This window comes from Micromonospora sp. CP22 (genome assembly GCF_009712475.1).
In the GTDB taxonomy this organism is placed as follows: domain Bacteria; phylum Actinomycetota; class Actinomycetes; order Mycobacteriales; family Micromonosporaceae; genus Micromonospora.
In genome coordinates this window covers 144,720-167,886 of the sequence record NZ_VCJO01000001.1, presented here as the reverse complement: position 1 = coordinate 167,886, position 23,167 = coordinate 144,720, and the positions used below count along the sequence as shown (strand labels likewise).

Below are 23,167 nucleotides of genomic sequence, written 5' to 3'. Positions count from 1 at the left end.
GACCGGGGTGCGGAAGACGACATCGGTACGCCGTGGGACGCGTCTGACGCCGGTACGTCCGGCCGGCTGGTGGTTCGACGCCGTGCTGCTGGCGGGATTCGCGGCGCTGACCGCCGCGCTCGCCCGGGGACACCTGCTCGACCTCGACCTCGCCGTCAGCGAGTGGGCCTTCACCCACGACCCGGCCCCGGCGTACTGGACCGCCCGGGTGTTCAACCTGCTCGGCCAAGGTGGCGGACTGCTGCTACCGGTCTCCGGCGCGCTGGCGGTGGCGGTGGCCTGGCGTCGTCGTACGGTCCGGCCATTCCTGCTGGTCGCCGCCGCCTTCCTGGTCACCATGCTGACCATCGGGCCGCTAAAGATCTGGACCGACCGGGCGGCACCCACCGCCTCGGTCAAGGAGCCGTTCCTGGCTCCCGAGGAGGCGGTGCAGATCTTCAACCAACTGCCGGCCGGGGCGTACTCGATGTCGTACCCGTCGGGGCACGTGGCCAACGCGATCGTCTGGTACGGCGTGATCGCCCTGCTGCTGGTCTCGCTGACCGCCGGTCGGCTGCCCGTCGGCGGGTACCGACTGGTTCGTTACGCGCCGCCCGGGATCCTGCTGATCACCACCACCTACCTCAACTTCCACTGGCTCACCGACGGGCTGGCCGCCCTGCTGCTCGGGCTGCTGCTGGACCGGTTCCTGCACCGGGTGCCCTGGGACGACCTGCCGCTGGGTGGCCGACTACGGCGCTGGGACGCGCCGTTCACCGAGCGGCACTAGGCCGGTGGACCGACTCTCGCGTCGCCTCGGCGTACCGGATGCCGTGGTCATCGGCCTCGGATCGATGCTTGGCGCGGGCGTCTTCGTGGTCTTCGCGCCCGCCGCGAGCGCGGCCGGCGGCACCGGACTGCTGGTCGCCCTGGCGCTGGCCGGCTTCGTCGCGTACTGCAACGCCACCAGTTCCGCCCGGCTGGCCGCCCGCTACCCGGAGTCCGGCGGCACCTACGTCTACGGCCGGGAGCGGCTGAGCCCGTTCGCCGGGTTCCTCGCCGGGTGGGGTTTCGTCATCGGCAAGACGGCCAGTTGCGCGGCGATGGCGCTGACCATCGGGGCGTACCTCTGGCCGGGTCAGGCCCGGTTGGTCGCGGTCGCCGCGGTCGTCGCGGTGACCGCCGTCAACCTGCGCGGCGTGGCGAAGACCGCGACCGCCACCCGGGTCCTGGTGCTGATCGTGCTGGCGGTGCTGGCACTGGTGGCGGTGGCTGGCGCGACCGACCTGTCGATCGGTCGGATCGATCAGCCCGGCGGCTCAGCGCGGGGCATCCTCACCGCCGCTGGCCTGCTCTTCTTCGCCTTCGCCGGGTACGCGCGGATCGCCACCCTCGGTGAGGAGGTACGCGACCCGGAGCGGACCATCCCCCGGGCGGTGCCGCTGGCACTCGGCGTGGTGCTGGTGAGCTACCTGGTGCTGGCCGTGATCACGCTCGGGGTGCTCGGGCCGGACCGGCTCGCCGGGTCGGCCGCACCACTGGCCGACGTGGTGAGCGCGGCCGGGCTGCCCGGCCTGGCCTGGGTGGTCCGCGTCGGGGCAGCCGTCGCGGTGACCGGGGTGCTGCTCTCCCTGCTGGCCGGGGTCGCCCGCACCACGTTGGCGATGGCCCGCCGCCGGGACCTGCCCGTCACGCTGGCCGCCGTGCACCCGGTGCACCGGGTGCCGCACCGGGCCGAACTGGCGGTCGCCGCCGTGGTGATCCTGGTGGTCGTGCTCGGCGACGTGCGCGGCGCGATCGGCTTCTCCGCCTGCACGGTGCTGGTCTACTACGCCATCGCCAACGCCGCAGCGTTGACCCTCGGGCGGGAGCCGGAGCGGAAGCTCCCGGTCCAGGCGCTCGCCGTGGCCGGGCTGCTCGGCTGCGTCCTGCTCGCGGTGAACCTGCCGTTGGCCTCCGTGCTCGCCGGTTTCGGCGTGCTCGCCCTCGGCGCCGCCTGGTACGCCGTGCGGCACCGCTACCGCCTGACGGATCAGCGCTGACCGTCGCGGGGCATCGGTGCCACCGACGAGTCCGGCTCCGGGGGTGGCGGCGCCGTCTCGCGCAGCAGCGCGTTGAGACCGGCGCGGCGGGCCACCACGGTCAACCGGTCACCGGCGATGATCACCATCCGGGGATCTGGTGACCAGTCGATCCGTTGCCCGCTGCGGGCGTGCGCGAGCAGGCGTACGCTGCCGGGCCGCCCGACGGCGGCGAGGGTACGACCGTCCAGGGCCGAACCGGCGGCCACCGCGACCTCGGTGACCAGCAGGGCGTGCCGGCCCACCGGGATGGTGGCGACCACCGCCCGGTCCAGCAGGGCCGCGGCGAACGACGGTGCCGCCAGGTACGAAACACTGCGCGAGGTGCCGATGCCGAAGGCGCGCTGCACCCGCTCGGCGAAGTCGCCGTCGAAGAGCCGCAGCACCACCCGGAGTTCCTCGTCGAGGGCTCGGGCGTTCAGCGCCGCCCGCAGGTTGGCCCCGTCGTCGGTCGAGACCACCACCAACGCCTGACAGGACGCGACCGAGGCGGCCCGCAGCGTCTCCTCCTGCGCCGCGTCACCCACCACCAGCGGTACGCCCAGCCGCCGGGCCAGCCCGGCACCGCGCGCGTCGGCGTTCTTGTCGATCGCCACCACCTCGACGCCGAAGTCGTGCAGCTGACCCATCACCCGGGTACCGATGTTGCCCAGACCGACCACCACCACGTGCCCCGAGCGCTCGGGCAGGATCCGCCCGGTGTGCAGGGCCAACCGGGCCTGCACCACCCCGTCGACCACCACCGCCGTGATCAGCGGGATCAGTGCCAGCCCGGCAAGGTTGAGCACCACCTGCATGACCTGTTCGGCGCCCCCTTTGGTGGTGTCCGGGTCCTGCCCGGTCAGCGTGGTGACCAGGGTCAGGTAGAGCGCCTCGGCCCAGCCGACATCCGCGGCGTCGGCGTACAGCCAGCCCAGCGCGGCCACCATGGCGATCAGCGAGAGCACCGCGATGCCGATCTTCCGGGTGGCGAAGCTGCGGATCGCGCGGAGCAGCATCGCCACGGGTCGACGCAGCCGCCGCGCCCGGACCAGCCGCCGCGCCGCCAGTTCGGTGCCGGCCGGTCGACCGACCGCCTCGGCGATCACCACGTCGGCGTCCCGCTCGTCAGCGGGCAGTACCAGATCCTGCTGGTCGTCGCGAGTGTCGGCCACCCCGCAGACCACCTCGCTCGGGCGTACGTCGTCACGGCGGGCCACGTAGAGGGTGCGCCCGCCGTGCCGGAAGTGCGTCGGCGCGACCTCGCCGAGCGCGGCGGCCACGAAGGCCGGTGCGGCCATCGAGGCGTCCGAGAGCACCGCCGAGTCGGGGAAGATCTGTCGTACGCCGTTGGCCAGCCCGGTGTTGAACATCCGCACCACCAGGCGCAGCCCAGGCTCCACCTCCTGCGCGCAGAGCGCGGCGTGCATGTTGCCCACGTCGTCCTGATGCAGCAGGGCCAGCCCGGCCGCGCCGGCCAGCCCCGCCCGACGGAAGGTGCGCTCGTCGAGCCGGTCGGCCCGGACCACCTCGATGCCCGGCAGGTCACGGCCGTCCGGTGCGGGAGAGCGCCGACGGTCCGGCACGATCAGGGTGATCCGTATCCGGCCCGCCTGCGTTTCGCCAGCAAGTATCGCCCGCACCACCCAGTAGGCGAGCGGGTCCTGCCCGCAGATCACGAAGTGTGCCCGGGGTTCCCCGTTGACCCGCAATCGGCGGCTGGCCCGCAGGGCCCGGTCGAGCAGCGGCTCCGCCATGCCCCGCATGGTAATCAGCCGGTCGCAGCCCGCGCAGCCCTTCATGATCGTGGTTGCCGTCGCGCGGCATGTCCTGGCCCGCGCCGGGTAGGGCAGCGGTATGCAGACCTTCCTGCCGTACCCGGACTTCCTGGCCAGTGCCCGGGCGCTGGACCAGCGCCGACTCGGCAAACAGCGGGTGGAGGCGATCCAGGTGCTGCGCGGGCTGACCTGGCCCACGTACGGGTGGCGCAACCACCCGGCGGTGAAGATGTGGGCCGGGTACGAGGAGGCCCTGACCCGCTACGGGCTGGACGTCTGCGCGGTCTGGTGCGCGGCCGGACGAGCCGACACCTGCGCCACCACGTTGGCCGTGGACCTGGCCACCGCCTGCGGCATCGAAGAGGTCCGTACCCAGCAGGAGCTTGCCGTCGCCAGGGAACTGCCGCCCTGGCTCGGCCGGACCGAGGTGCACCTGAGCCACCGTTCGTCGCTGCTGCGCAAGGATCCGGCGCACTACCGCCCAATCTTCGGCGACGATGTCCCCGACGACCTGGAATACGTCTGGCCCGACTCCGACCGCCCCCGCCGCTGCCTTCGGTGAAAGGAAGGGCCCCCTGTTAACGCCTCGTGAGGTGCCCGGGCCCCTTGTTAACAGCAGCGTGTTAACAAGGGGCCCTTCCTTGCGACTGGGCAGACTGGTGGGCGACTCGGGAGGTTCCACATGGCCCTGTCGCAGGTTGCTGGACGGCTCATCGGCGTACGCCGGCATGAGGTCGACCCGGGCGGCGGTGGCGCTCGACGCGTGCCGCGCCCGGTCACCGCGGTGGTCGTCGGCGGCGGCATCGCCGGCATGTCGGCGGCCGTGGTGCTCGCCGAACGCGGTGTCGAGGTGACCGTGCTGGAGGCCGCGGCCACCCTGGGCGGCCGGCTCGGCGCCTGGCCGGAAGCCCTGGACGACGGCACCCGCCAGGTCAACGAGCACGGTTTCCACGCCTTCTTCCGGCAGTACTACAACTGGCGCAACATCCTGCGCCGAGCCGACCCGGCCCTGCGTTTCCTGCGGCCCGTCCCCGGCTATCCGGTGCTCAGTGCCGAGTGGCCGACGGAGGAGTTCGGGCGACTGCCGCCCGCGCCACCGGCGAACCTGCTCACCCTGCTCGCCCGCAGCCCAAGTCTCCGCCTACGCGACCTGCGCGCGATGGACCGGGACGCCGCCCTGCCACTGCTGACCTACGACCCGGTGCGTACCTACGCCGAGTTCGACCACACCACCGCCGACGAGCTGCTCGACTCGTTGCGCCTGCCCGACCGGGCCCGGGCGATGCTCTTCGAGGTCTTCTCCCACTCGTTCTTCAACCACGAGGCCGACATGTCGGCCGCCGAGATGATCGCGCAGTTCCACTTCTACCTGCTCGGCAACCCGGAAGGGCTGGCCTTCGACTGCCCCGACGAGGATTACGCCACGGCGATCTGGGGGCCGCTGAGCCGACACGTCGAGCGGCACGGCGGCCGGGTCCGTACCGGGGAGCCGGTGACCGGGCTGCGCCGCGAGGCCGACGGTTGGCGGGTGAGCAGCGCCGAAGGCACGTACCGAGCCGAACACGTCGTGCTCGCCGTCGACCCACCGGCGCTCGCCGCACTGGTCGCGGCCTGCCCGGAGTTGGCCGAGCAGGCTCCGGCGCTGGCGGCGGCGATGCCCGCGTACGGTCGGCCCGGTCCGCCGTACGCGGTGGCCCGCTACTGGTGCGAGGGGGACGTCGACCCGGAGCGGGCAATCTTCAGTGGAGTGTCCCGACAGCCCACGCTGGACTCGGTGACGGTGTACCACCGGCTGGAACGCGAGTCCCGCCAGTGGGCGGAGCAGACCGGCGGTTCGGTGATCGAGCTGCACGCGTACGCCTGTGAGCCGGACGTGCCCGCCACGGAGCTGGCCGAACGGATGCGGGCCGAGCTGGCCGTACTCTGGCCGGAGACGGCACGACTGCGGGTACGGCACCTGCGCGCCCGCGTCGAGGCGAAGGCACCGGCCTTCACGCCGGGCAGCCATGCCGGACGGCCGGGGGTCCGCACCGACGCGGCCGGCATCTACCTGGCCGGCGACGGCATCCGCACGGACTTCCCCAGCGCCCTGATGGAACGCGCGGCGGCCACCGGTGTCCTCGCGGCGAACCACGTTCTGCGGGCAGTGGGCGGTGCCACCGAGCCGGTGCACTCGATCCGCCCGCGTGGGCTGCTCGTCCGGCGTTGACTGCTGCCCACCGGCTCAGGGGTGGGTCCAGCCGAATCGCGGAGCGCGACGTTCGTGGAAGGCGGCCACGCCCTCCCGGGCCTCGCCGCTGGCCCGTACCTGCCCGTGCCACCAGGTCATCCGGGCTTCGTCCGCCCGACCGTCGACGATCTCCTTGGCGGCGGCGACGCTGAGTTGCGAGCGCTCGGCGATCGTGCCGGTGAGCGTGGCGACCCGGGCGGCCAGCTCGTCGCCGGGCAATACCTCGTCGGCCAGGCCGATCCGCATCGCCCGCTCGGCGTCGATCAACTCGCCGGTGAAAAGCAGGTGCTTGGCCGCCGACGGGCCGACCAGTCGGGACAACCGGAGGGTGGTCGGTGCCGGGTAGACCAGCCCCAGCCGAGCCGGCGGTACGCCGAACCGCGCGTCGGCCGCGGCTATCCGCAGGTCGCAGGCGACCGCCAGTTGGCAGCCGCCCCCGACGCAGGCACCCTGGATGGCCGCCACGGTCGGTTTGGCGAAGGTCGCCAGCCGCTCCTCCGCCGCGACGGCGATGCTGCCGTCACCGGCCGCCAGCAACTCGTCCAGGTCGCCGAGGTCGGCACCCGCGCAGAAGGTGCCGTCGGCTCCGGTCAGCACCACCACACGGATCGCCGGGTCGACCTCAAGACCGTCGAGCAGCACGGGCAGTCGCCGCCACATGGCCGGCGTCATCGCGTTGCGTCGGCCCGGATTGCGGATCACCACCGTGGCCACCGCACCCGCGACCTCGACCACCAGGTCCGCGTCCGTCACCGCACCATCCCTTCGCCGCACCACGTCGTACGTCACCTGCGGCGACCTTAGCGACGTCGCCTGCCCGGGCGGGCAGACGGGCGCGGCGCACGGTGGCGGGTGGCCCTCGGTCGAGGTGACCGGGCCGGGCGTGGCGGGTGGAGACCGAGCCTGACGGCCCGTCCCGAGCACCCGGTTACGCCGCGACGTCCGCCCGGTGAACCATTGCGATACGGATGGAGCCCCCGGCCGGGATCGAACCGGCGACATCCCGCTTACAAGGCGGGTGCTCTGGCCAGCTGAGCTACAGGGGCGTTGTGTCGAGGCCAGCATAGCGACCGACGTCAGCTTTTCCTGCTCGGCAGGGGTTCCGAGCATGGGAAACGTCAACAACCCGACCTGCGAGCGTCGATTCGTGTCCGACCGTGCCCGAGTGACCGGAATGCGAATGCTTCGGAAGTACCGGTCGACCGTGGACCTTGGCATCGCGGCGAAAGCCGTTTACCGTGCAGTGACACGGCTGACGCGAGCGTGCCTCGCGGTGGCCGTGGCGCCGGTACGGGCCTACGTACCGGTCGCTCCTTCACTCGGATCGTCCGGCACGTTCCTGCCGGTGAAAGGAAGCGTTCCCCCATGGCTACGGTCACCTACGCGAAGGCGTCCCGGATCTACCCGGGCACCGAACGCCCCGCGGTCAACCAGCTCGACCTCCAGATCGGCGACGGCGAGTTCCTCGTCCTGGTCGGCCCCTCCGGTTGTGGTAAGTCCACCAGCCTGCGCATGCTCGCCGGCCTGGAGGACGTCGACGACGGCGGCATCTACATCGACGACCGGGACGTCACCCACCTGCCGCCGAAGGCCCGTGACATCGCGATGGTCTTCCAGAACTACGCCCTCTACCCGCACATGACGGTGTACGAGAACATGGCGTTCGCGCTCAAGCTGCGCAAGACCTCCAAGTCCGAGATCGACCGGCGGGTCAAGGAGGCGGCGGCGCTGCTCCAGCTGGAGGAGTACCTCAGCCGTAAGCCCAAGGCGCTCTCCGGTGGTCAGCGCCAGCGGGTCGCGATGGGCCGGGCCATCGTCCGGGAGCCGCAGGTCTTCCTGATGGACGAGCCGCTGTCGAACCTCGACGCCAAGCTGCGGGTGCAGACCCGTACGCAGATCGCGTCGCTTCAGGCCAAGCTCGGCATCACCACCGTCTACGTCACCCACGACCAGGTCGAGGCCATGACCATGGGTCACCGGGTGGCGGTCATGCTCGACGGCGTGCTCCAGCAGGTCGACACGCCCCGGACCCTCTACGACGCCCCGGCCAACGTCTTCGTCGCCGGCTTCATCGGCTCGCCCGCCATGAACATCAAGACCGTTCCGCTCACCGAGCAGGGCGCGGCGTTCGCCGAGATGTTCGTGCCGCTGACCCGTGAGCAGGCCGAGGCGGCGAACGCCGACGGCGGCAACGGCAAGGTGACCGTGGGCTTCCGTCCGGAGGACTGCGACATCGTCAGCCCGACCGAGGGCGGCATGCCGGTCGTCGTCGAACTGGTCGAGGACCTGGGCTCCGACGCCAACGTCTACGGCCACGCCGCGCTCGACGGTGCCTCCGAGCGGTTCGTGGTCCGCACCGACCGTCGGCACATGCCGAACATGGGCGACACGATCTTCGTGAAGCCGCGTACCGGCCAGAGCCACGTCTTCCACGCCGCCTCCGGGCAGCGCATCTGACGTAGCAACACGAGAAGGGCGGTCCGCCGATGGCGGGCCGCCCTTCTTACGTACGCTGTCCGGTTCGTCAGCCCTCGGCGGCCCGGCGGCGCGCCACCTCCGCGAGGGTCACCGCAGCCGCCACGCTCGCGTTGAGCGACTCCACCTCGGAGATCATCGGGATGCTGACGTTGAGGTCGCAGGTCTGCCCGACCAGGCGGGACAGCCCCCGCCCCTCCGAGCCGACCACCACGACCAGCGGGCCGACGGCTGCCTCCAGGTCGTACAGGTCGGTCTCCCCGTCGGCGTCCAGACCGACCACCACGAACCCGGCGGCCTGGCATGCCTTCAGTGACCGGGTGAGGTTGGTCACCTGGGCCACCGGCACCCGAGCCGCTGCGCCCGCGCTGGTCCGCCACGCGGTCGCGGTGATCCCGGCCGCCCGCCGCTCCGGCACGAAGACGCCCTGCGCGCCGAACGCGGCGGCGGAGCGGATCACCGCGCCGAGGTTACGCGGATCGGTGACCCCGTCCAGCGCCACCAGCAGCGGTGCCGGCTGTTCCAGTGCGGCGGCCATCAGATCGTCGAACGGCTCGTACGCGAACGGCGGCACCTGGAGACCGACGCCCTGGTGCAGTACCCCGCCGGTCATCCGGTCCAGCTCGGCGCGGCTGACGTCGAGGATCGCGATCCCCCGGTCGGCAGCCGTACGGACGATCTCCTTGACCCGGTCGTCGATGTCGATGCCCTGCGCCGTGTAGAGCGCGGTCGCCGGAACGTGGGTACGCAGCGCCTCCAGCACCGGGTTACGACCGACCAACAACTCCGGGGTGTCCTTCGCCGGGTTGGACTTGCGCCCCGGCGCGACGCGGGGACCGCTGCGCCCGGCGGGCTGCTTGCCCCGGGACGGTTTCCCGACGCCCGGGCCCCGGCCGCCGCCCTTGCCCCAGGTGGTGTCCTTGCTGCCCGGCTGGCCGACCTTCGGGGCACGCCCCTCCTCGGCCGCCGCCCGGCGCTCCTTCTCCTGCTTCCACGCGGTGCGCTGCGGCAACTTCTCGGTGCCGGAGTAGGCCTTGTGCCAGGGGCGTTCGTCGGCCGGCAACGTCCGGCCACGCCCAGCGAGGGAGTCCCGGTTCTTGCCACCGGACCCCTTCGGGGCACTAGCCTTCGATACCACCCGTCGGCCACGGCGCTGAGAATTGCCGGCCATCAGTCATGCTCTCCAATAGTCCAACGCGGCCCCTGTGGGGTGTCCTCGACCACCACTCCGGCTCGCTTGAGTTGATCCCGCAGGGCGTCGGCGGCGGCCCAGTCCTTACGGACCCGGGCCTGCGCGCGTTGTTCGAGGGCCAGGGCGATCAGGGAGTCCACCACACCACGGAGGTCACTCGCCCGGGCTCCGCCGGTCCACGCCGGGTCGAGAGGGTCGACCCCGAGGATATCCAGCATCGCGCGGACACTGGCGAGCGTGGTGCGGACGGTCACATCGTCCCCGGCGGCCAGCGCGCTGTTGCCGTCGCGCAGCACCTCGTGCAGGGCCGCCAGCGCGGCCGAGGTGTTCAGGTCGTCGTCCATCGCCACGGTGAACGCCTCGGGCAGCGCACCGTGGCCGCCCGCGCCGACCCGTTCCACGGCCCGCGTCACGAAGCCCTCGATCCGCCGGTACGCGACGGCCGCCTCGCGCAACGCCTCCTCGGAGTAGTCGATCCGGGAACGGTAGTGGGCGGCCACGTAGTAGTAGCGCAGTTCCACCGGACGCACCCCGAGGGAGGCGACATAGTCCAGGTCGAGGGCGTTGCCCAGCGACTTGCCCATCTTCGTCCCGCCGATGCCGAGCAGGCCGTGGTGCACCCAGTAGCGGGCGAAGGGCAGGCCGGCGGCCTGGGACTGGGCCAACTCGTTCTCGTGGTGGGGGAAGGTCAGGTCGAGCCCACCGCCGTGGATGTCGAACTCCGCGCCCAGGTAGCGCCAGCACATCGCCGAGCACTCGATGTGCCAGCCGGGTCGGCCCCGCCCCCACGGCGACGGCCAGTAGGCGTCCGCCGGCTCGTCCGGCTTGGCCCCCTTCCAGAGGGCGAAGTCACGCGGGTCGCGCTTACCCCGATCCGGCGCGTCGTCGGCGGACTGCATGTCGTCGGGCGACTGGTTCGACAACGCCCCGTACGCCGGCCACGAGCACACGTCGAAGTACACGTCACCCGAGCCGTCGGTGGCCGGGTACGCGTGCCCCCGCTCGATCAACTGCGCGATCAGCTCGTGCATCTCGGGAATGTGGCCGGTGGCCCGTGGCTCGTAGGTGGGCGGCAGCACGTTCAACGCCCGGTACGCCTCGGCGAGCTTCAACTCGTTGGCGTACGCGATCGACCAGAAGGGCCGCTGCTGCTCCTGCGCCTTGACCAGGATCTTGTCGTCGATGTCGGTCAGGTTGCGGATGAAGGTGACCTGGAAACCGGCGGCCGACAGCCAGCGACGCAACACGTCGTAGTTGACGCCGGAGCGAAGATGGCCGATGTGCGGCGGTGCCTGGAGGGTGAGACCACACAGGTAGACCCCCACCTTGCCGGCTTCCCGCGGGACGAAGTCCCGCACCGATCGGGTGGCGGTGTCATACAGGCGTAGCGTCACCGTACAAGGGTAGCCGTCCACGCTCGTCCGGTCGGTGCGAGCCTGGTGCCATCGGGCCGCTCGCCGTCTGCCGGTGGCCGCCCCGCGAGCCGTACGCTGCTGGTCGTGAGCAATCCAGCGACGCCCGGTGCCACCCCGTCGGCAACGCCAGGCGGTCGGTCACCAGGCGGGGAGGCGTCGCAGACCCTGGACCGGGGGCTGCGGTTGCTGCAACTGGTGGCGGACGTCCCCGGCGGTCTGACCGTCACCGAGGCCGCCAACCAGTTGGGCATCGGCCGCGCCGCCGTTTACCGGTTGGTCGGGCCGCTGGCCGGGCACGGCATGTTGCGCCGTGGCGCGGACGGCCGGCTGCGCCTCGGCGCCGGGGTGCTGCACCTGGCCCGGCGGGCCCAGCCGCTGCTCGCCGAGGGTGCGCTGCCCGCGCTGCGCCGCCTCGCCGAGCAGGCCGGAGCCACCGCCCATCTCACCGTGGTCGAGGGTGGTGAGGGGGTCGCGCTGGCGGTGGTCGAGCCGAGTTGGACGTCGTTCCACGTCGCGTACCGGACCGGTGCCCGGCATCCGCTGGAACGCGGCGCCGCCGGGCAGGCCATCCTGGCCGGGCGCGCGGGCGAGGCCGGGCCGGTCAGCACCGTCGGTGAGCTGCAACCCGGCGCGTACGGGGTGGCCGCGCCGGTGCTCGGCGTGCCCGGTCTGGAGGCGAGCGTCGGGGTGGTGGCGCTAGCGCCGCTGGACGCCGAAGCGGTCGGCGCACAGGTGACGGCCGCCGCCGCCGCCATCGCCACCGCCCTGGCCTGACCCGCGAGCCACTCCGCGCGACAGGTTGGCCAGCGCCCCGGGCAGCTCGGTCAGCGTCGAGACCACCGCGTCCGGCACCACGTCGGCCGGTAACCGCTCGCCGCGACGGTTGAGCCAGACGGCACGCAGGCCGGCCTGCTGCGCTGCGACCACGTCATTGACCAGGTTGTCGCCGACGTGCACCACCTGAGTCGGATCAGCTCCGGCGGCGGCACACGCAGCCGCGTAGAAGTCCGGGTCCGGTTTCTTCGGCACCCCGTCGTGGTGCGCGTACACCTCGAAAGCGAACTGACCGGTGAGGCCGCAGCGCTCCGCGCGGCTGTTGCCGTTGGTGGCGAGGCCGACCGACCACTGCGTACGCAGTGCGGCCAGTGCCGGCAGCACGTCGGCGAACGGCCGGGTCAGCGCGAAGCGACGGGCGAAGAACAGCTCAACGATCTCGTCCAGGTGGCCACCGAGGTCCGCCCGGTCCAGCGACCGGGCCAGAGCGGCTCGCCGGATCTCCGCCACCGGCGCGGCGGCCAGGTCTCCGAAGACCGCAGACCAGTCCGATTCCAGGTCCGCGAGAGTGACCCCGACTGCGGCCGGGGTCAGCCGTCGCATCCGCGCCAGTACGGCCTCCAGCCCACCGGTGACGGCGGGCCGCAGATCGACCAGGGTCTCGTCGGCATCGAACACCACGGTGGTCAGCATGTGGCTCAGCCTGTCACCGCAGGGCTGGTTCCGTCGCCTCCGTCGGGGCGGGCTCGACGGGGGCCCGCAGCTCGTCGAGGCGTACCAACGCCACCCCCGCGACGATCAGCAACCCACCGAGCAGTTGCACCACGGTTGGCAGTTCCCCCAGCACCAGCCAGGCGATCAGCACCGCGAACAGCACCTCGGTCAGCCCGACGAACGATGCCAGGCGGGAGCCGAGCGTCCGCACGGCGGCGATCCCGGCCGAATAGGCGACCACCGCGGCCACCAGCGTCAGTCCGGCGATCGGCACCAGCCAACTGGTCTGCATGCCGGCGAACTGCACGGTGTCGAACGTGGCCCGCAGCGGCAGCGCCCCGGCCAGGCCGAGCAGCAGCAGCACGCCGGCACCGGCGGCCATCCCGCCGCTGGCCAGGACCATCGACGGCAGGGCGGGGTCGACCCGACCGGCGAGCACGAAGTACCCGGCCAATCCGACCGCCGCACCGAGGCCCCAGAGCACGCCGACCAGATCGAGTCGGCCCGCACCGGCCAGGTCGAGCACGAAGACCAGGCCGACCATGGCCGCCACCGATCCGGCGACGGTCAGGCGGCGAGGGCGCTGACCCTGCACCAGCCAGGTCCATCCGACGACCAGGACGATGCCGAGGTACTCCAGCAGCAGCGCAACGCCTACCGGCAGGTAGCGCACCGCGTTGAAGAAGCACGCCTGCGCCACCGCGACACCGAACAGCCCGAAGACGCCCATCGAGGCGAGGTTCCGGCGCAACACCTGCCACCGCCCGCGCAGGACGAGCATGGCGGGCACCGCCAGGATCACCGAGGCGATGCCGACCCGGGCGATGACCACCGCCTCGGCCGACCAGCCGTCGTCGATCAGGGATCGGGCGAAGGTGCCGGAGGTGGCGAAGGTGATCGCGGAGAGCAGCGCCAGGGTGAGACCGGCACCGGCGGCGGGCGGTTGACGCATGGGGCTCTCCTTGGCGCGACTGCCCGCCATGGGCAAAGATAGCTTTCGCCGATGACGCTAGATGGGGCCACGACAGGAGTCAAGTTGCTGTTCGCCCATGACACCGAATGCTCGCTGATCGCCGCCGCCGCACTGGTGAACACCGCCGGCCCCGACGGGGAAGGGCTCCCGGACGTCGCAGCCCTGGACGCCTTCTACACCCGCCATGCCTACAGCGGTCGGTACGAACACACCGAGGCCGAGCTGCGGGCGGTGCGCGCGCTACGCCCCCGGCTCCGCCGCATCTGGTACGCCGAGGTCGACGAGATCGTGTCGATCGTCAACGCCCTGCTCCGCGAGCACCGTGCGTTGCCCCAGCTCATCACGCACGACGCCGAGCCGTACCACCTGCACGCCGTACCCCGGGACGCCCCGCTGGCCACCCGGATGGCGGTCGAGGCGGCGATGGCGATCGCCGACGTGGTACGCGGTGACGAACTGCGCCGGCTGCGCATCTGCGATCACCCCGACTGCGACAACGTGCTGGTCGACCTCTCCAAGAACCGGTCACGCCGGTTCTGCGAGGCCGGCTGCGGCAACCGGGCTGCGGTCAGCGCCTACCGTGCCCGCAAGGCCGCCGCCCGCGCCTGACCGGGCGCGGCAAGATCGGGTGGCGGCATGGGTACATTTCTTGTCGCTCGCACGACAACAGATGTACCCACGTCTTGTCGCAGACGACCGCCGCCCGGCGCGGGCCAGTGCGGCGAGTTAGGGGTGGGTCATGCGGAGCAGGTCGAGCGCCTCCTCCAACTGCTCTTCGGAGAGTTTCCCGGAGTCGATGTGGCCACGCGAGATCACCACCTCCTTGATGGAGATCTGCTTCTCCAGCGCCTCCTTGGCGATCGACGCGGCCTCGTCGTACCCGAGGTGGCGGTTGAGCGGGGTGACGATCGACGGCGAGCCCTCGGCGTACGACAGGCAGACCTCGGCGTCCGCGACCAGGCCGACCACACACCGGTCAGCGAGCAGGCGGCTCGACGCGGCGATCAGCCGGATCGACTCCAGGATGTTGCGGCCCATCACCGGCAGCATGACGTTCAGCTCGAAGTCGCCCTGTGACCCGGCGAAGGCCACGGCCGCGTCGTTGCCGACCACCTGCGCGCAGACCTGTCGGACGGCCTCACAGACCACCGGATTGACCTTGCCGGGCATGATCGACGACCCCGGCTGAAGATCCGGGATGCGCAGTTCGCGCAGACCGGCACGGGGGCCGGAACCCATCCAGCGGATGTCATTGGCAATCTTGTAGAGCCCGACCGCGACGGTACGCAGCTGGCCTGACGTCTCCACCAGGGCGTCCCGGGCCCCCTGCGCCTCGAAGTGGTTACGTGCCTCGGTCACCGGCAACCCGGTGGAGGCCTGCAGCTTCTCGATCACCCGGGCGGCGAAACCGAGCGGAGTGTTGATGCCGGTGCCCACCGCCGTGCCACCCAGCGGCAACTCCGCCAGCCGGGGCAGCGCCGCCCCCAACCGCTCGATGCCGTAGCGGACCTGGGCGGCGTACCCGCCGAACTCCTGCCCGAGCGTCACCGGGGTGGCGTCCATCAGGTGCGTACGCCCAGCCTTTACGACGGTCTCGAACTCCGCCGCCTTCGCCTCCAGCGCACCGGCCAGGTGGGCCAGCGCCGGGAGCAGATCCCCCGCCACGGCCTCGGTCGCGGCCAGGTGGATCGAGGACGGAAAGACGTCGTTGCTGGACTGTGAGGCGTTGACGTCGTCGTTCGGGTGCACCTCCCGACCCAGCTCACGGCTGGCCAGGGTGGCGATCACCTCGTTGGTGTTCATGTTGGACGACGTGCCGGAACCGGTCTGGAACACGTCCACCGGGAACTGGTCGTCGTACCCGCCGGCGGCCACGTGCGCAGCGGCTGCGGCGATCGCTGCGGCCACGTTCGCGTCGATCACCCCCAGCTCGCCGTTGACCTCGGCGGCGGCACCCTTGATCTGGGCCAACGCCCGGATCTGGGCCGGCTCGATGCCCCGGCCGGAGATCGGGAAGTTCTGCACCGCCCGCTGCGTCTGGGCCCGCCACAACGCCTCGGCGGGCACCTCCACCTCGCCCATCGAGTCGCGTTCGATCCGGTAGCCCATGCTCTCTGGAGTCGTCACGCGTACCATCCTGCCGCGCACCGCGACGACGTGCAGATGTTCGCCCCAGCCGCACGATTCCGGATGAGCCACCGAGCCGGCCGGGAGTCGGCTTCCACCCGAAAGTCTGGCACCTCGCAGGCAGTGATGCTCTTAACATCGTCGAAATCCCACCACTCCGCTCAGGAGGTTTGCACGTTGCATCACAACGGGGCCGGCGTGCGCACCGCACGCCGGTGGCGCGCACCGCGCCGATTCCTCGTCACCGGGGCGGCCGCCCTGCTGACCGCACCACTCGCCGTGCTCGGCACCACCACGCCGGCAGCCGCCAGCGTGACCAGATTCGAACGCGCGACGAGCATCAGCTACACCGACGCCAAGCAGCCCTCCGTCGCGTTTCCGGTCGACACCACCGACGAGGTGCCGGTCGGTACCTGGAAATCCGACGAGGGTAACCACACCTCCCGGGCGTACTTCACCTTCGACCTGGCGCCCTATCAGGGCAAGGACATCATCCAGGCCGGCGGGGTCATCGGAGAATCGTCGGTTACCGACTGCGAGAAGCCACGCAAGATCGAGATCTGGCGTACCGACACGCCGGCACAGCCCCCGACCTGGAAGACCGCACCGCAGGTGCACGAGCAGGCCGGTGACGTCTTCGATTCCCCCGCCTGCCCGGCCAGCTACCTGGAACTCGACCTCACCGAGACGCTGCGCCAGGCGGTCACCGACGGGCAGGACAAGCTCACCCTGATGGCCCGGGTGGCCGGGCACCACGAAAAGAACAAGCGCTTCAGCCGGTGGCTCACCCCGTTGGGCATCTCGATTGAGGCGAACGCCGCACCCGACGTCCCCAGCGCGCTGACTGTCGCAGGTCTAACCTGCGCGGACGGCCGTCTGATCGGCACCACCAGCCCGGTGCTCAGCGCCGAGATCACCGACCCGGACACGGTCGAGGGGTCGGCCGGCGATCAGGTGACGGCGACCTTTGCCTGGTGGTCGGTCGATCGGCCCACCGAGCGCACCGAGTGGACGTCCTACCGCTCCTACGCACCGGCCCGCTTCACCTACACGGTGCCGGAGGGTGTGTTGGTCAACGGCGGCACGTACGCCTTCTCGGTGCGCGCCGCCGATCAGCACGCCAGTTCCGACTGGTCACCGGAGTGCCGGTTCACCGTCGACACGGTTCGGCCGCCAGCCCCGACGGTGACCTCCACCGACTACCCGTCTGGCTGGAATCCGCCAGGTCACGGCGGTCCGGGTATCCCCGGCACCTTCCACTTCACCGCGCCGGGCGCGGACGACATCGCCGGCTACTACTACGGCGAGAGCGGACCGACCTCCTACGTGGTCGCCGACGAGTCGGGGGCCGCCAGCATCAGCCACGCGCCGACGCGCACCTACAGCAACCGGCTGTACGTGCAGGCCGTCGACCGGACCGGCAACCGCTCGGCACAGACGACTTACGAGTTCACGGTGCGCGACACCGCTCCTCGGATCACCGACGGAAATCCGAATGGCGCGATCGGTGAGCCCCGCGAGCTGACGTTCACACCCGGTATGGAGGACGTGGTCGAGTACACCTACCGGCTCAACGACGACGAGCCGGTCGCCGTGCCGGCCGAAGCGGACGGCACGGCGACCGCGACGATAACTCCCCGCAAGTCCGGCTCGAACCAGATCACCGTGACCAGTCGAACCTCCGGCGGACTGCCCAGCAGCGAGGGGCAGTTGTACTTCTACCTGGCGACCGAGCCCACCGTCTCCTCGGAGCAGTACCCGATCGGAGGCGGCGAAGGCGCCCTCGTCGGTACTCCCGGTACGTTCGTCTTCCGCCCCGGCATGCCCGGCGTGACCGAGTATGTCTGGTCGGTGGTCGGCGGACCGGAGCAGACGGTCGCCGCCAAGGCGGACGGTACGGCGAGCGTGACCTTCACCTCCACCTTCGGCGGATTCCACTGGATGCAGGTCTACAGCCGGACCGCCGACGGCACCGTCTCGGGTACCGCCTCCGTGTACTTCGAAGCGACGTCATGGGCACCGACGATCGAATCGACGGACTATCCCATCTACCAGGAGGGCGGCGGACCGGGAGTCGCCGGTGAGTTCACCTTCCGCCCGGCCCGAGACGGCGTGACCGGTTACGTCTACACCTTCGAAGGCGAGGAGGAACGGACGGTCATCGCGGGTGCCGACGGAGTTGCCACGATCAGCTGGACGCCGCAGTCCTACCCCGCCGACCGGTCCGGCTGGGTGCGGCTGACCGTACGCGCCACGATGGGCTCCATCGTCTCAGACGAGACCGAGCACTCCTTGATACTGAAGCGGTTGGCCCCGACCGTGAGCAGCTCGGACTACCCGCCCACCGGCGGAGGCGGCCCAGGTGTTCCGGGCCAGTTCACGTTGACCGCGCAGATGCCCGGCAGCGCCGAGTTCGTCTACCGGTACAACGGGGAGGAGGAGACGGTCGCCGTTGGAGCCGACGGCACCGCGACGATCACGTTGACCCCGCAGCACTACGGCAGCCACTACCTGTACGTGTCGAGCAGGACCGCGTCGGGGGCCACGTCCGGCGAGGACTACTACTACTTCAACGTCAACCACCCGGGCTGAGGTCCGCAACGACGAGGGGCGCCGGGCCTCCGCCCGGCGCCCCTCGTCGTGTCGGTGTGTCAGCGGCGGCCGATGGTGAGGACGGGCTTGGTGACCTCGGCGAAGAAGTCGTTGCCCTTGTCGTCGACCACGATGAAGGCCGGGAAGTCCTCCACCTCGATCCTCCAGACCGCCTCCATGCCCAACTCGGCGTACTCCAGGACCTCGACGTGCTTGATGCAGTCCTGGGCGAGCCGGGCGGCGGGGCCGCCGATCGAGCCGAGGTAGAAGCCGCCGTGCTGCTCGCAGGAGCGGGTGACCTGTGTCGAGCGGTTGCCCTTGGCCAGCATCACCATCGAGCCACCGGCGGCCTGGAACTTCTCCACGTAGGCGTCCATCCGACCGGCGGTGGTCGGGCCGAAGGAGCCGGAGGCGTAGCCCTCCGGGGTCTTCGCCGGGCCGGCGTAGTAGACGGCATGGTCGCGCAGGTACTGCGGCATCGACTCGCCCGCGTCCAGCCGCTCGGCGATCTTCGCGTGGGCGATGTCTCGGGCCACCACCAGCGGCCCGCTGAGCGACAACCGGGTCTTGACCGGGTACTTGGACAGCTCGGCGCGGATCTCGTCCATCGGCCGGTTCAGGTCGACGCGCACCACCTCGGTCGCGTCCAGCTGCGCCTCGGTGACGTCGGGCAGGAAGCGCGCCGGGTCGGTCTCCAGGCGCTCCAACCACACGCCCGACGGGGTGATCTTGGCCACCGCCTGTCGGTCGGCCGAGCAGGACACCGCGATCGCCACCGGGCAGGAGGCCCCGTGCCGAGGCAACCGCACCACCCGGACGTCGTGGCAGAAGTAGCGTCCGCCGAACTGAGCGCCGATGCCGAAGTTGCGGGTCAACTCCAGCACCTCGGCCTCCAGCTCCAGGTCCCGGAAGCCGTGCGCGGCCATCGAGCCGGAGGTGGGCAACGCGTCGAGGTACTTGGCGGAGGCGTACTTCGCGGTCTTCAGGGCGTACTCGGCGCTGGTGCCGCCGATCACGACCGCCAGGTGGTACGGCGGGCAGGCGGCGGTGCCGATCAGCCGCAGCTTCTCCTCCAGGAACTGCATCATCCGCGTCGGGTTCAGCAGCGCCTTGGTCTCCTGGTAGAGGTACGACTTGTTGGCCGAGCCACCACCCTTGGCCATGAAGAGGAACTTGTACGCGTCCGGGTGGCCGTCCGGGTCCTCGGCGTACAGCTCCACCTGCGCGGGCAGGTTACTGCCGGTGTTGCGCTCCTCCCACATGGTCAGCGGGGCGAGCTGCGAGTAGCGCAGGTTGAGCCGGGTGTACGCCTGCCACACGCCGCGCGAGATCGCCTCGGCGTCGGCGCCGTCGGTGAGCACGTGCCGGCCACGCTTGCCCATCACGATCGCCGTGCCGGTGTCCTGACACATCGGCAGCACGCCACCGGCCGCGATGTTGGCGTTGCGCAGCAGGTCCAACGCGACGAACCGGTCGTTCGGCGAGGCCGCCGGGTCGTCGATGATCGACCGCAGCTGGGCCAGGTGCGCGGGACGCAGGAAGTGGGCGATGTCGTGCATCGCCTCGGCGGTCAGCGCGGTCAGCGCGGCCGGCTCGACCGTCAGGAAACGTCGACCACCCGGACCGTTGACCACGTCGACGCCCTCGTCGGTGATCAGGCGGTACTCCGTCTGGTCGGGGCCGGTCGGCAGCAGGGGGGCATACGAGAAGTCGGCGCTCATGACAGCACTCCGCTCCGCTCGCTAACGACGACACTGCGCTGTCGCTCCGCGCCGCCGTGAGACACCATCGCTCTGTGCTGATGATTCGCTCGCTGCCGCTCGCTCACGACGACACTCCGCTGTCGCTCCGCGCCGCCGTGAGACACCATCGCTCTGTGCTGATGATTCGCTCGCTGCCGCTCGCTCATGGTGGCAAAGCCTAGGGCAGAGGGTTTGCCCGTCCCACCCCCCGGGGGGCCCGATCACTTACCGGAATCAGGAGCGGCACACAGCTCGTTCTTCGGACCGCAGCTGCCCTGTGGCTGCGGCTCCGGGCCACTGCCGTCGGGCCCCGGATCCGCCCTGTCGGCGTCGCGCCGCGACTCACCGGCTGTCGCGCCGAAGCGGACGTACCCGATCTCCCGGCCCTCACCGATCACCATCCCGGCGGGCCCGACGGCGAGGGCGTTGGCGGAGGTACGCAGCACGGCCAGCTCCCGCCCGGTACGCGGGTCGAGCGCGATCAACCGGTTGGGTTTCTCGTCAGTGACGATCGCCGCGTACGGGGTGAGGGCGGCACCCGCCTTCTTCCCGGCCGGACGGTTCCACCGGGTCTGCTTGGTGCCGAGTTCACGGGCAGAGACGGTGCCACCGTCGGCGGTACGCACCAGCGCGTACCGGTCGTCCACGGCGAGCACCCGTTCGGCGTTGGCGGTGACCAGCAGCAGCCGCCCGTCGTACCCGTCGAGGACCGCCTCCCGGCCGTCCGGCGACACACCGAGCAGCACGTTGCGGGCACCGTACGGGTCTTCCCGCTGCACGCAACCGGCGCTGTCGGCGGTACGGAGGTTGAGCCCGGACTGCTGCCACGCCTCCTGGCCGGTGGCCGAGTCCTGGCCGGAGATGGCGTAGTAGCAGCTGCCGTCCTGGGCACGGGCGGTGATCCGCAGCAGCCGACCCCCGATCACCGCGAGCCGCTCCTCGCGGCCGGGCTCGACGTTCTGGAGCACCCGGCCGTTCGCCGTGTCCACCACGTGCACCCGGCCGTCGACCGGGAAGCCGAGCAGCGGGGGTACCGCCTCCGGGCCGGCCACCTCGCCGTGGATCCGGTTGCTGGTGAGCCGCCGGGTGTCGAGCAGGTTCGGGTTGTCGGCGAGCAGGCCCGAGCTCACCCCTGGGAGGAAGGCCGTCCACAGCGGAGTGGTGCCGCGCGGGTCCCAGGCGCTCAGCGTGCAGTCGGTGGCCTCCACGCACCGCGCGTCCAACAGCAGGTTGCGGTACGTCCAGACGGCCACCGCGTCGTCGTCACGGCGACGGGTCACCCCGGTGGTGGGGTCGAGCACCTCGTACCCCTTGACCAGGAGCTTGCCCACGACGACCACGGACTCCCCGCCGGCGCCCGCGACCGCGCTCCAGTCGGCCTTGCGCTCCCAGAGCTGGGTGCCGGTGGCCAGACTGCGGGCCTCGACGCGGGTGCGCTGCTCGATCACCACGCTCTCCCCGGCGATGGTGACGCTGCGCGGAGTTCCGCCGACGCGCTGCTGCCAGACCACGTCCGGCTGGGAGATGGGTTGGCGGCGATTAACCCAGTCCCACATGGTAGGAAACGGGTTCCAGACTCCGGTAGCAGCCAGCACCACCACCGTGATCAGGCCGAGCAGCAGCCAGCTACGTACGCCGAGGCCGCTCCCCTTCGCCACCGGAACACGGTAGCCACCCGCACCCCCCACCGCCCGCACCACACCGCGTGTCGTGAAAGGAAGGGCACCTTATTAACGCCTGCGGTAGTAGAAGGGCCCCTTGTTAACGCGAGTGAGCGGCAGGCTTCAGCACCGGCCACAGTGTCAGCGTCGCGGCGACCGACGCGGCACCGGCCACCGCCATCACCACGCCCGGAGCAAGCCACTCGCTCAGCCCGCCCGCGCCCGCCGCCGCCAGCCCCTGCATCGCCATCATCCCCGTGTTGACCAGCCCGAACGCCTGTCCCCGGCGCAACTCGGGCACCGCGTCGAGGAAGCGCCGGGCCAGCCCGAGCTGGTAGGCGAAGCCCGCGGTGGCCACCGCGAAGAGCGCCGCCGCCGGCAGCAGCCCCGGACCGGCCAGAAACACCAGCATCGGTACGCCGAGCAGCAGCGCGAGCCACGGCGTCCACCGCTCCCGGCGCGCCGGCGCCACGAACCGTCCCACCACCAGGTCACCGACCAGCATCCCGCCCGCACCGGCCATCAGCAGTACGCCGGCACTGGCGCCCAGCCCCAACTGCGCCGCGTACGGCACCGCCACGCCTTCGGCACCGACGAGCAGCGAGCCGGGCAGCCACTGGGCGAGCAGCAGTCCCCGGATCCGGCGATCGGCGAGCAGTTGCCGGTTGACCCGCAGCGTCTCCCGAACGGCACCACCCCTGCCGCGCCCCACGGCTGCGCCCCCGGCACCGCTGGCCGGGCCCACGGCACCAGTGCTTACGGCATCGGTGGCAGGGGCGGTGCGGATCCGGGCGGGACGGCGGGTGAGGCCGACGCGTACCAGCAGCGCGGACAGGCCGCAGGTCAGCGCGGTCAGCCAGAGCGCGCCGTAGGGCCCGACCAGTCCGAGCAGCAGGCCACCGACGGCGAAGCCGGCCACCTGGGTGCCCCCGGCGGCCACCGAGAGCAGCGACCGACCCAACACGTACGCGTCGCCGTGCAGCACCTCGGGCAGCAGCGCCGTCCGCGCGGCACTGCTCACCGGGCCGAACAGCGCCACGACGGCGACCAGGCCGAGCATCAGCGGCGGTGACAGCGCGCCGGTGGCGAGCACCACGACCACCGCCAGTCGCAACAGGTCGTACCCGACGATCAGCGCGCGGGCCGGCATCCGGTCCGCCAGGGCCAGCAGGAACACCCCGCCGAGCGCGTGCGGCAGGAACCCGGTCACGTACGCCAGCGCGGCCAGCAACCCGGATCCGGTGCGCTCATAGACCAGCACGGAGAGGGCGAGCATCTTCACCGTCTCGCCGATCATGAAGATCCCGAAGCTGCCGAAGATCACCCGGAACTCGGCGACGGCGAACACGTCCCGGAAGGTGGCCGGTCGTTCGGCCACCTTCGGCGCGCTCAGGCTGGTGTTGTCCACGCCGGCCAGCGTGGTCGCCCACCCCGGGGCGGCTCTATCCTTTCGCT

General features: G+C 71.3%; 18 protein-coding genes and 1 tRNA gene. 8 read left to right on the top strand and 11 right to left on the bottom strand.

The features are described 5' to 3' along the window. The first annotated feature begins 7 nt into the window (after positions 1-7). Entirely contained in the window at positions 8-769 is a 762-nt protein-coding gene (locus tag FF096_RS00770) for a phosphatase PAP2 family protein (protein ID WP_309222412.1), read from the top strand. A gap of 4 nt (positions 770-773) precedes the next feature. After that, positions 774-2,021 (top strand): APC family permease, encoded by a 1,248-nt coding sequence (locus tag FF096_RS00765; protein WP_309222411.1) that lies wholly within the window; start codon positions 774-776, stop codon positions 2,019-2,021. Here the strand turns inward: FF096_RS00765 and FF096_RS00760 are convergent. Then, entirely contained in the window at positions 2,012-3,796 is a 1,785-nt protein-coding gene (locus FF096_RS00760) for a potassium channel family protein (RefSeq protein ID WP_375335268.1), read from the bottom strand. The two genes, FF096_RS00765 and FF096_RS00760, sit on opposite strands and share 10 nt — an antisense overlap. Positions 3,797-3,896: 100 nt before the next feature. On the opposite strand from FF096_RS00760, the gene FF096_RS00755 reads away from it, so the two are divergent. Together FF096_RS00755 and FF096_RS00750 are read left to right on the top strand one after the other, a co-directional pair. Then, the gene (locus FF096_RS00755; protein WP_155214420.1) at positions 3,897-4,379 is read left to right on the top strand and encodes an MSMEG_6728 family protein; all 483 of its coding nucleotides are present in this window, start codon (positions 3,897-3,899) and stop codon (positions 4,377-4,379) included. A gap of 120 nt (positions 4,380-4,499) precedes the next feature. Beyond that, on the top strand, positions 4,500-6,026 hold the full coding sequence (locus FF096_RS00750) for an FAD-dependent oxidoreductase (RefSeq protein ID WP_155214419.1): 1,527 nt from the start codon (positions 4,500-4,502) through the stop codon (positions 6,024-6,026). A gap of 15 nt (positions 6,027-6,041) precedes the next feature. On the opposite strand, the gene FF096_RS00745 is transcribed toward FF096_RS00750, so the two are convergent. Next, positions 6,042-6,800 carry an enoyl-CoA hydratase/isomerase family protein gene (locus FF096_RS00745; protein ID WP_309222410.1) on the bottom strand — a complete coding sequence of 253 codons (759 nt, stop codon included), beginning with the start codon at positions 6,798-6,800 and terminating at the stop codon, positions 6,042-6,044. A 216-nt stretch (positions 6,801-7,016) separates the two neighbouring features. Continuing rightward, positions 7,017-7,093 (bottom strand) — tRNA-Thr (locus FF096_RS00740). Between the two features lie 319 nt (positions 7,094-7,412). Here FF096_RS00740 and FF096_RS00735 point away from each other — a divergent pair. After that, complete coding sequence (locus FF096_RS00735; protein WP_155214418.1) at positions 7,413-8,504, top strand: ABC transporter ATP-binding protein; 1,092 nt, start codon at positions 7,413-7,415, stop codon at positions 8,502-8,504. A gap of 67 nt (positions 8,505-8,571) precedes the next feature. Here the strand turns inward: FF096_RS00735 and rlmB are convergent, their stop codons facing one another. Together rlmB and cysS are read right to left on the bottom strand one after the other, a co-directional pair. Then, positions 8,572-9,693 (bottom strand): 23S rRNA (guanosine(2251)-2'-O)-methyltransferase RlmB, encoded by a 1,122-nt coding sequence (gene rlmB, locus FF096_RS00730; RefSeq protein WP_155214417.1) that lies wholly within the window; start codon positions 9,691-9,693, stop codon positions 8,572-8,574. Further along, positions 9,693-11,108: a cysteine--tRNA ligase gene (gene cysS / locus FF096_RS00725; protein ID WP_309222409.1), complete on the bottom strand. Its 1,416-nt coding sequence runs from the start codon at positions 11,106-11,108 to the stop codon at positions 9,693-9,695. Before cysS ends, rlmB begins: the two co-directional genes overlap by 1 nt. A 105-nt stretch (positions 11,109-11,213) precedes the next feature. On the opposite strand from cysS, the gene FF096_RS00720 reads away from it, so the two are divergent. After that, complete coding sequence (locus tag FF096_RS00720) at positions 11,214-11,903, top strand: helix-turn-helix domain-containing protein (RefSeq protein ID WP_309222408.1); 690 nt, start codon at positions 11,214-11,216, stop codon at positions 11,901-11,903. On the opposite strand, the gene FF096_RS00715 is transcribed toward FF096_RS00720, so the two are convergent. Further along, positions 11,826-12,596, bottom strand: coding sequence for an HAD family hydrolase (locus FF096_RS00715; RefSeq protein ID WP_155214416.1), 771 nt, complete (start codon positions 12,594-12,596; stop codon positions 11,826-11,828). The genes FF096_RS00720 and FF096_RS00715 overlap by 78 nt on opposite strands. A gap of 13 nt (positions 12,597-12,609) precedes the next feature. Beyond that, positions 12,610-13,569 (bottom strand): DMT family transporter, encoded by a 960-nt coding sequence (locus FF096_RS00710; protein WP_155214415.1) that lies wholly within the window; start codon positions 13,567-13,569, stop codon positions 12,610-12,612. Positions 13,570-13,653: 84 nt separating this feature from the next. On the opposite strand from FF096_RS00710, the gene FF096_RS00705 reads away from it, so the two are divergent. Beyond that, positions 13,654-14,199: a CGNR zinc finger domain-containing protein gene (locus FF096_RS00705; protein WP_155214790.1), complete on the top strand. Its 546-nt coding sequence runs from the start codon at positions 13,654-13,656 to the stop codon at positions 14,197-14,199. Positions 14,200-14,316: 117 nt separating this feature from the next. On the opposite strand, the gene FF096_RS00700 is transcribed toward FF096_RS00705, so the two are convergent. Then, complete coding sequence (locus FF096_RS00700) at positions 14,317-15,726, bottom strand: class II fumarate hydratase (RefSeq protein ID WP_155214789.1); 1,410 nt, start codon at positions 15,724-15,726, stop codon at positions 14,317-14,319. Between the two features lie 189 nt (positions 15,727-15,915). Between FF096_RS00700 and FF096_RS00695 the strand changes: the two genes are divergently transcribed. Continuing rightward, entirely contained in the window at positions 15,916-18,309 is a 2,394-nt protein-coding gene (locus FF096_RS00695) for a hypothetical protein (RefSeq protein WP_155214414.1), read from the top strand. Between the two features lie 59 nt (positions 18,310-18,368). Here FF096_RS00695 and FF096_RS00690 read toward each other — a convergent pair whose 3' ends face one another. The 3 genes from FF096_RS00690 to FF096_RS00680 all read right to left on the bottom strand — a co-directional run bounded on the left by FF096_RS00690 (position 18,369) and on the right by FF096_RS00680 (position 23,120). Continuing rightward, positions 18,369-20,030 (bottom strand): fumarate hydratase, encoded by a 1,662-nt coding sequence (locus FF096_RS00690; RefSeq protein ID WP_155214413.1) that lies wholly within the window; start codon positions 20,028-20,030, stop codon positions 18,369-18,371. A gap of 242 nt (positions 20,031-20,272) precedes the next feature. Further along, positions 20,273-21,709 carry a PQQ-binding-like beta-propeller repeat protein gene (locus FF096_RS00685; RefSeq protein ID WP_309222407.1) on the bottom strand — a complete coding sequence of 479 codons (1,437 nt, stop codon included), beginning with the start codon at positions 21,707-21,709 and terminating at the stop codon, positions 20,273-20,275. Between the two features lie 103 nt (positions 21,710-21,812). Then, positions 21,813-23,120 (bottom strand): MFS transporter, encoded by a 1,308-nt coding sequence (locus tag FF096_RS00680; protein WP_309222406.1) that lies wholly within the window; start codon positions 23,118-23,120, stop codon positions 21,813-21,815. Positions 23,121-23,167: the final 47 nt, after the last annotated feature.

What these genes read in the sequence shown, in the direction of transcription:
- FF096_RS00760 (WP_375335268.1), bottom strand. Translation starts at nt 3,796, where the DNA reads ATGGCGGAGCCGCTGCTCGACCGGGCCCTGCGGGCCAGCCGCCGATTG.
- FF096_RS00755 (WP_155214420.1), top strand. Translation starts at nt 3,897, where the DNA reads ATGCAGACCTTCCTGCCGTACCCGGACTTCCTGGCCAGTGCCCGGGCG.
- FF096_RS00750 (WP_155214419.1), top strand. Translation starts at nt 4,500, where the DNA reads ATGGCCCTGTCGCAGGTTGCTGGACGGCTCATCGGCGTACGCCGGCAT.
- FF096_RS00735 (WP_155214418.1), top strand. Translation starts at nt 7,413, where the DNA reads ATGGCTACGGTCACCTACGCGAAGGCGTCCCGGATCTACCCGGGCACC.
- rlmB (WP_155214417.1), bottom strand. Translation starts at nt 9,693, where the DNA reads ATGGCCGGCAATTCTCAGCGCCGTGGCCGACGGGTGGTATCGAAGGCT.
- FF096_RS00715 (WP_155214416.1), bottom strand. Translation starts at nt 12,596, where the DNA reads ATGCTGACCACCGTGGTGTTCGATGCCGACGAGACCCTGGTCGATCTG.
- FF096_RS00710 (WP_155214415.1), bottom strand. Translation starts at nt 13,569, where the DNA reads ATGCGTCAACCGCCCGCCGCCGGTGCCGGTCTCACCCTGGCGCTGCTC.
- FF096_RS00700 (WP_155214789.1), bottom strand. Translation starts at nt 15,726, where the DNA reads ATGGTACGCGTGACGACTCCAGAGAGCATGGGCTACCGGATCGAACGC.
- FF096_RS00690 (WP_155214413.1), bottom strand. Translation starts at nt 20,030, where the DNA reads ATGAGCGCCGACTTCTCGTATGCCCCCCTGCTGCCGACCGGCCCCGAC.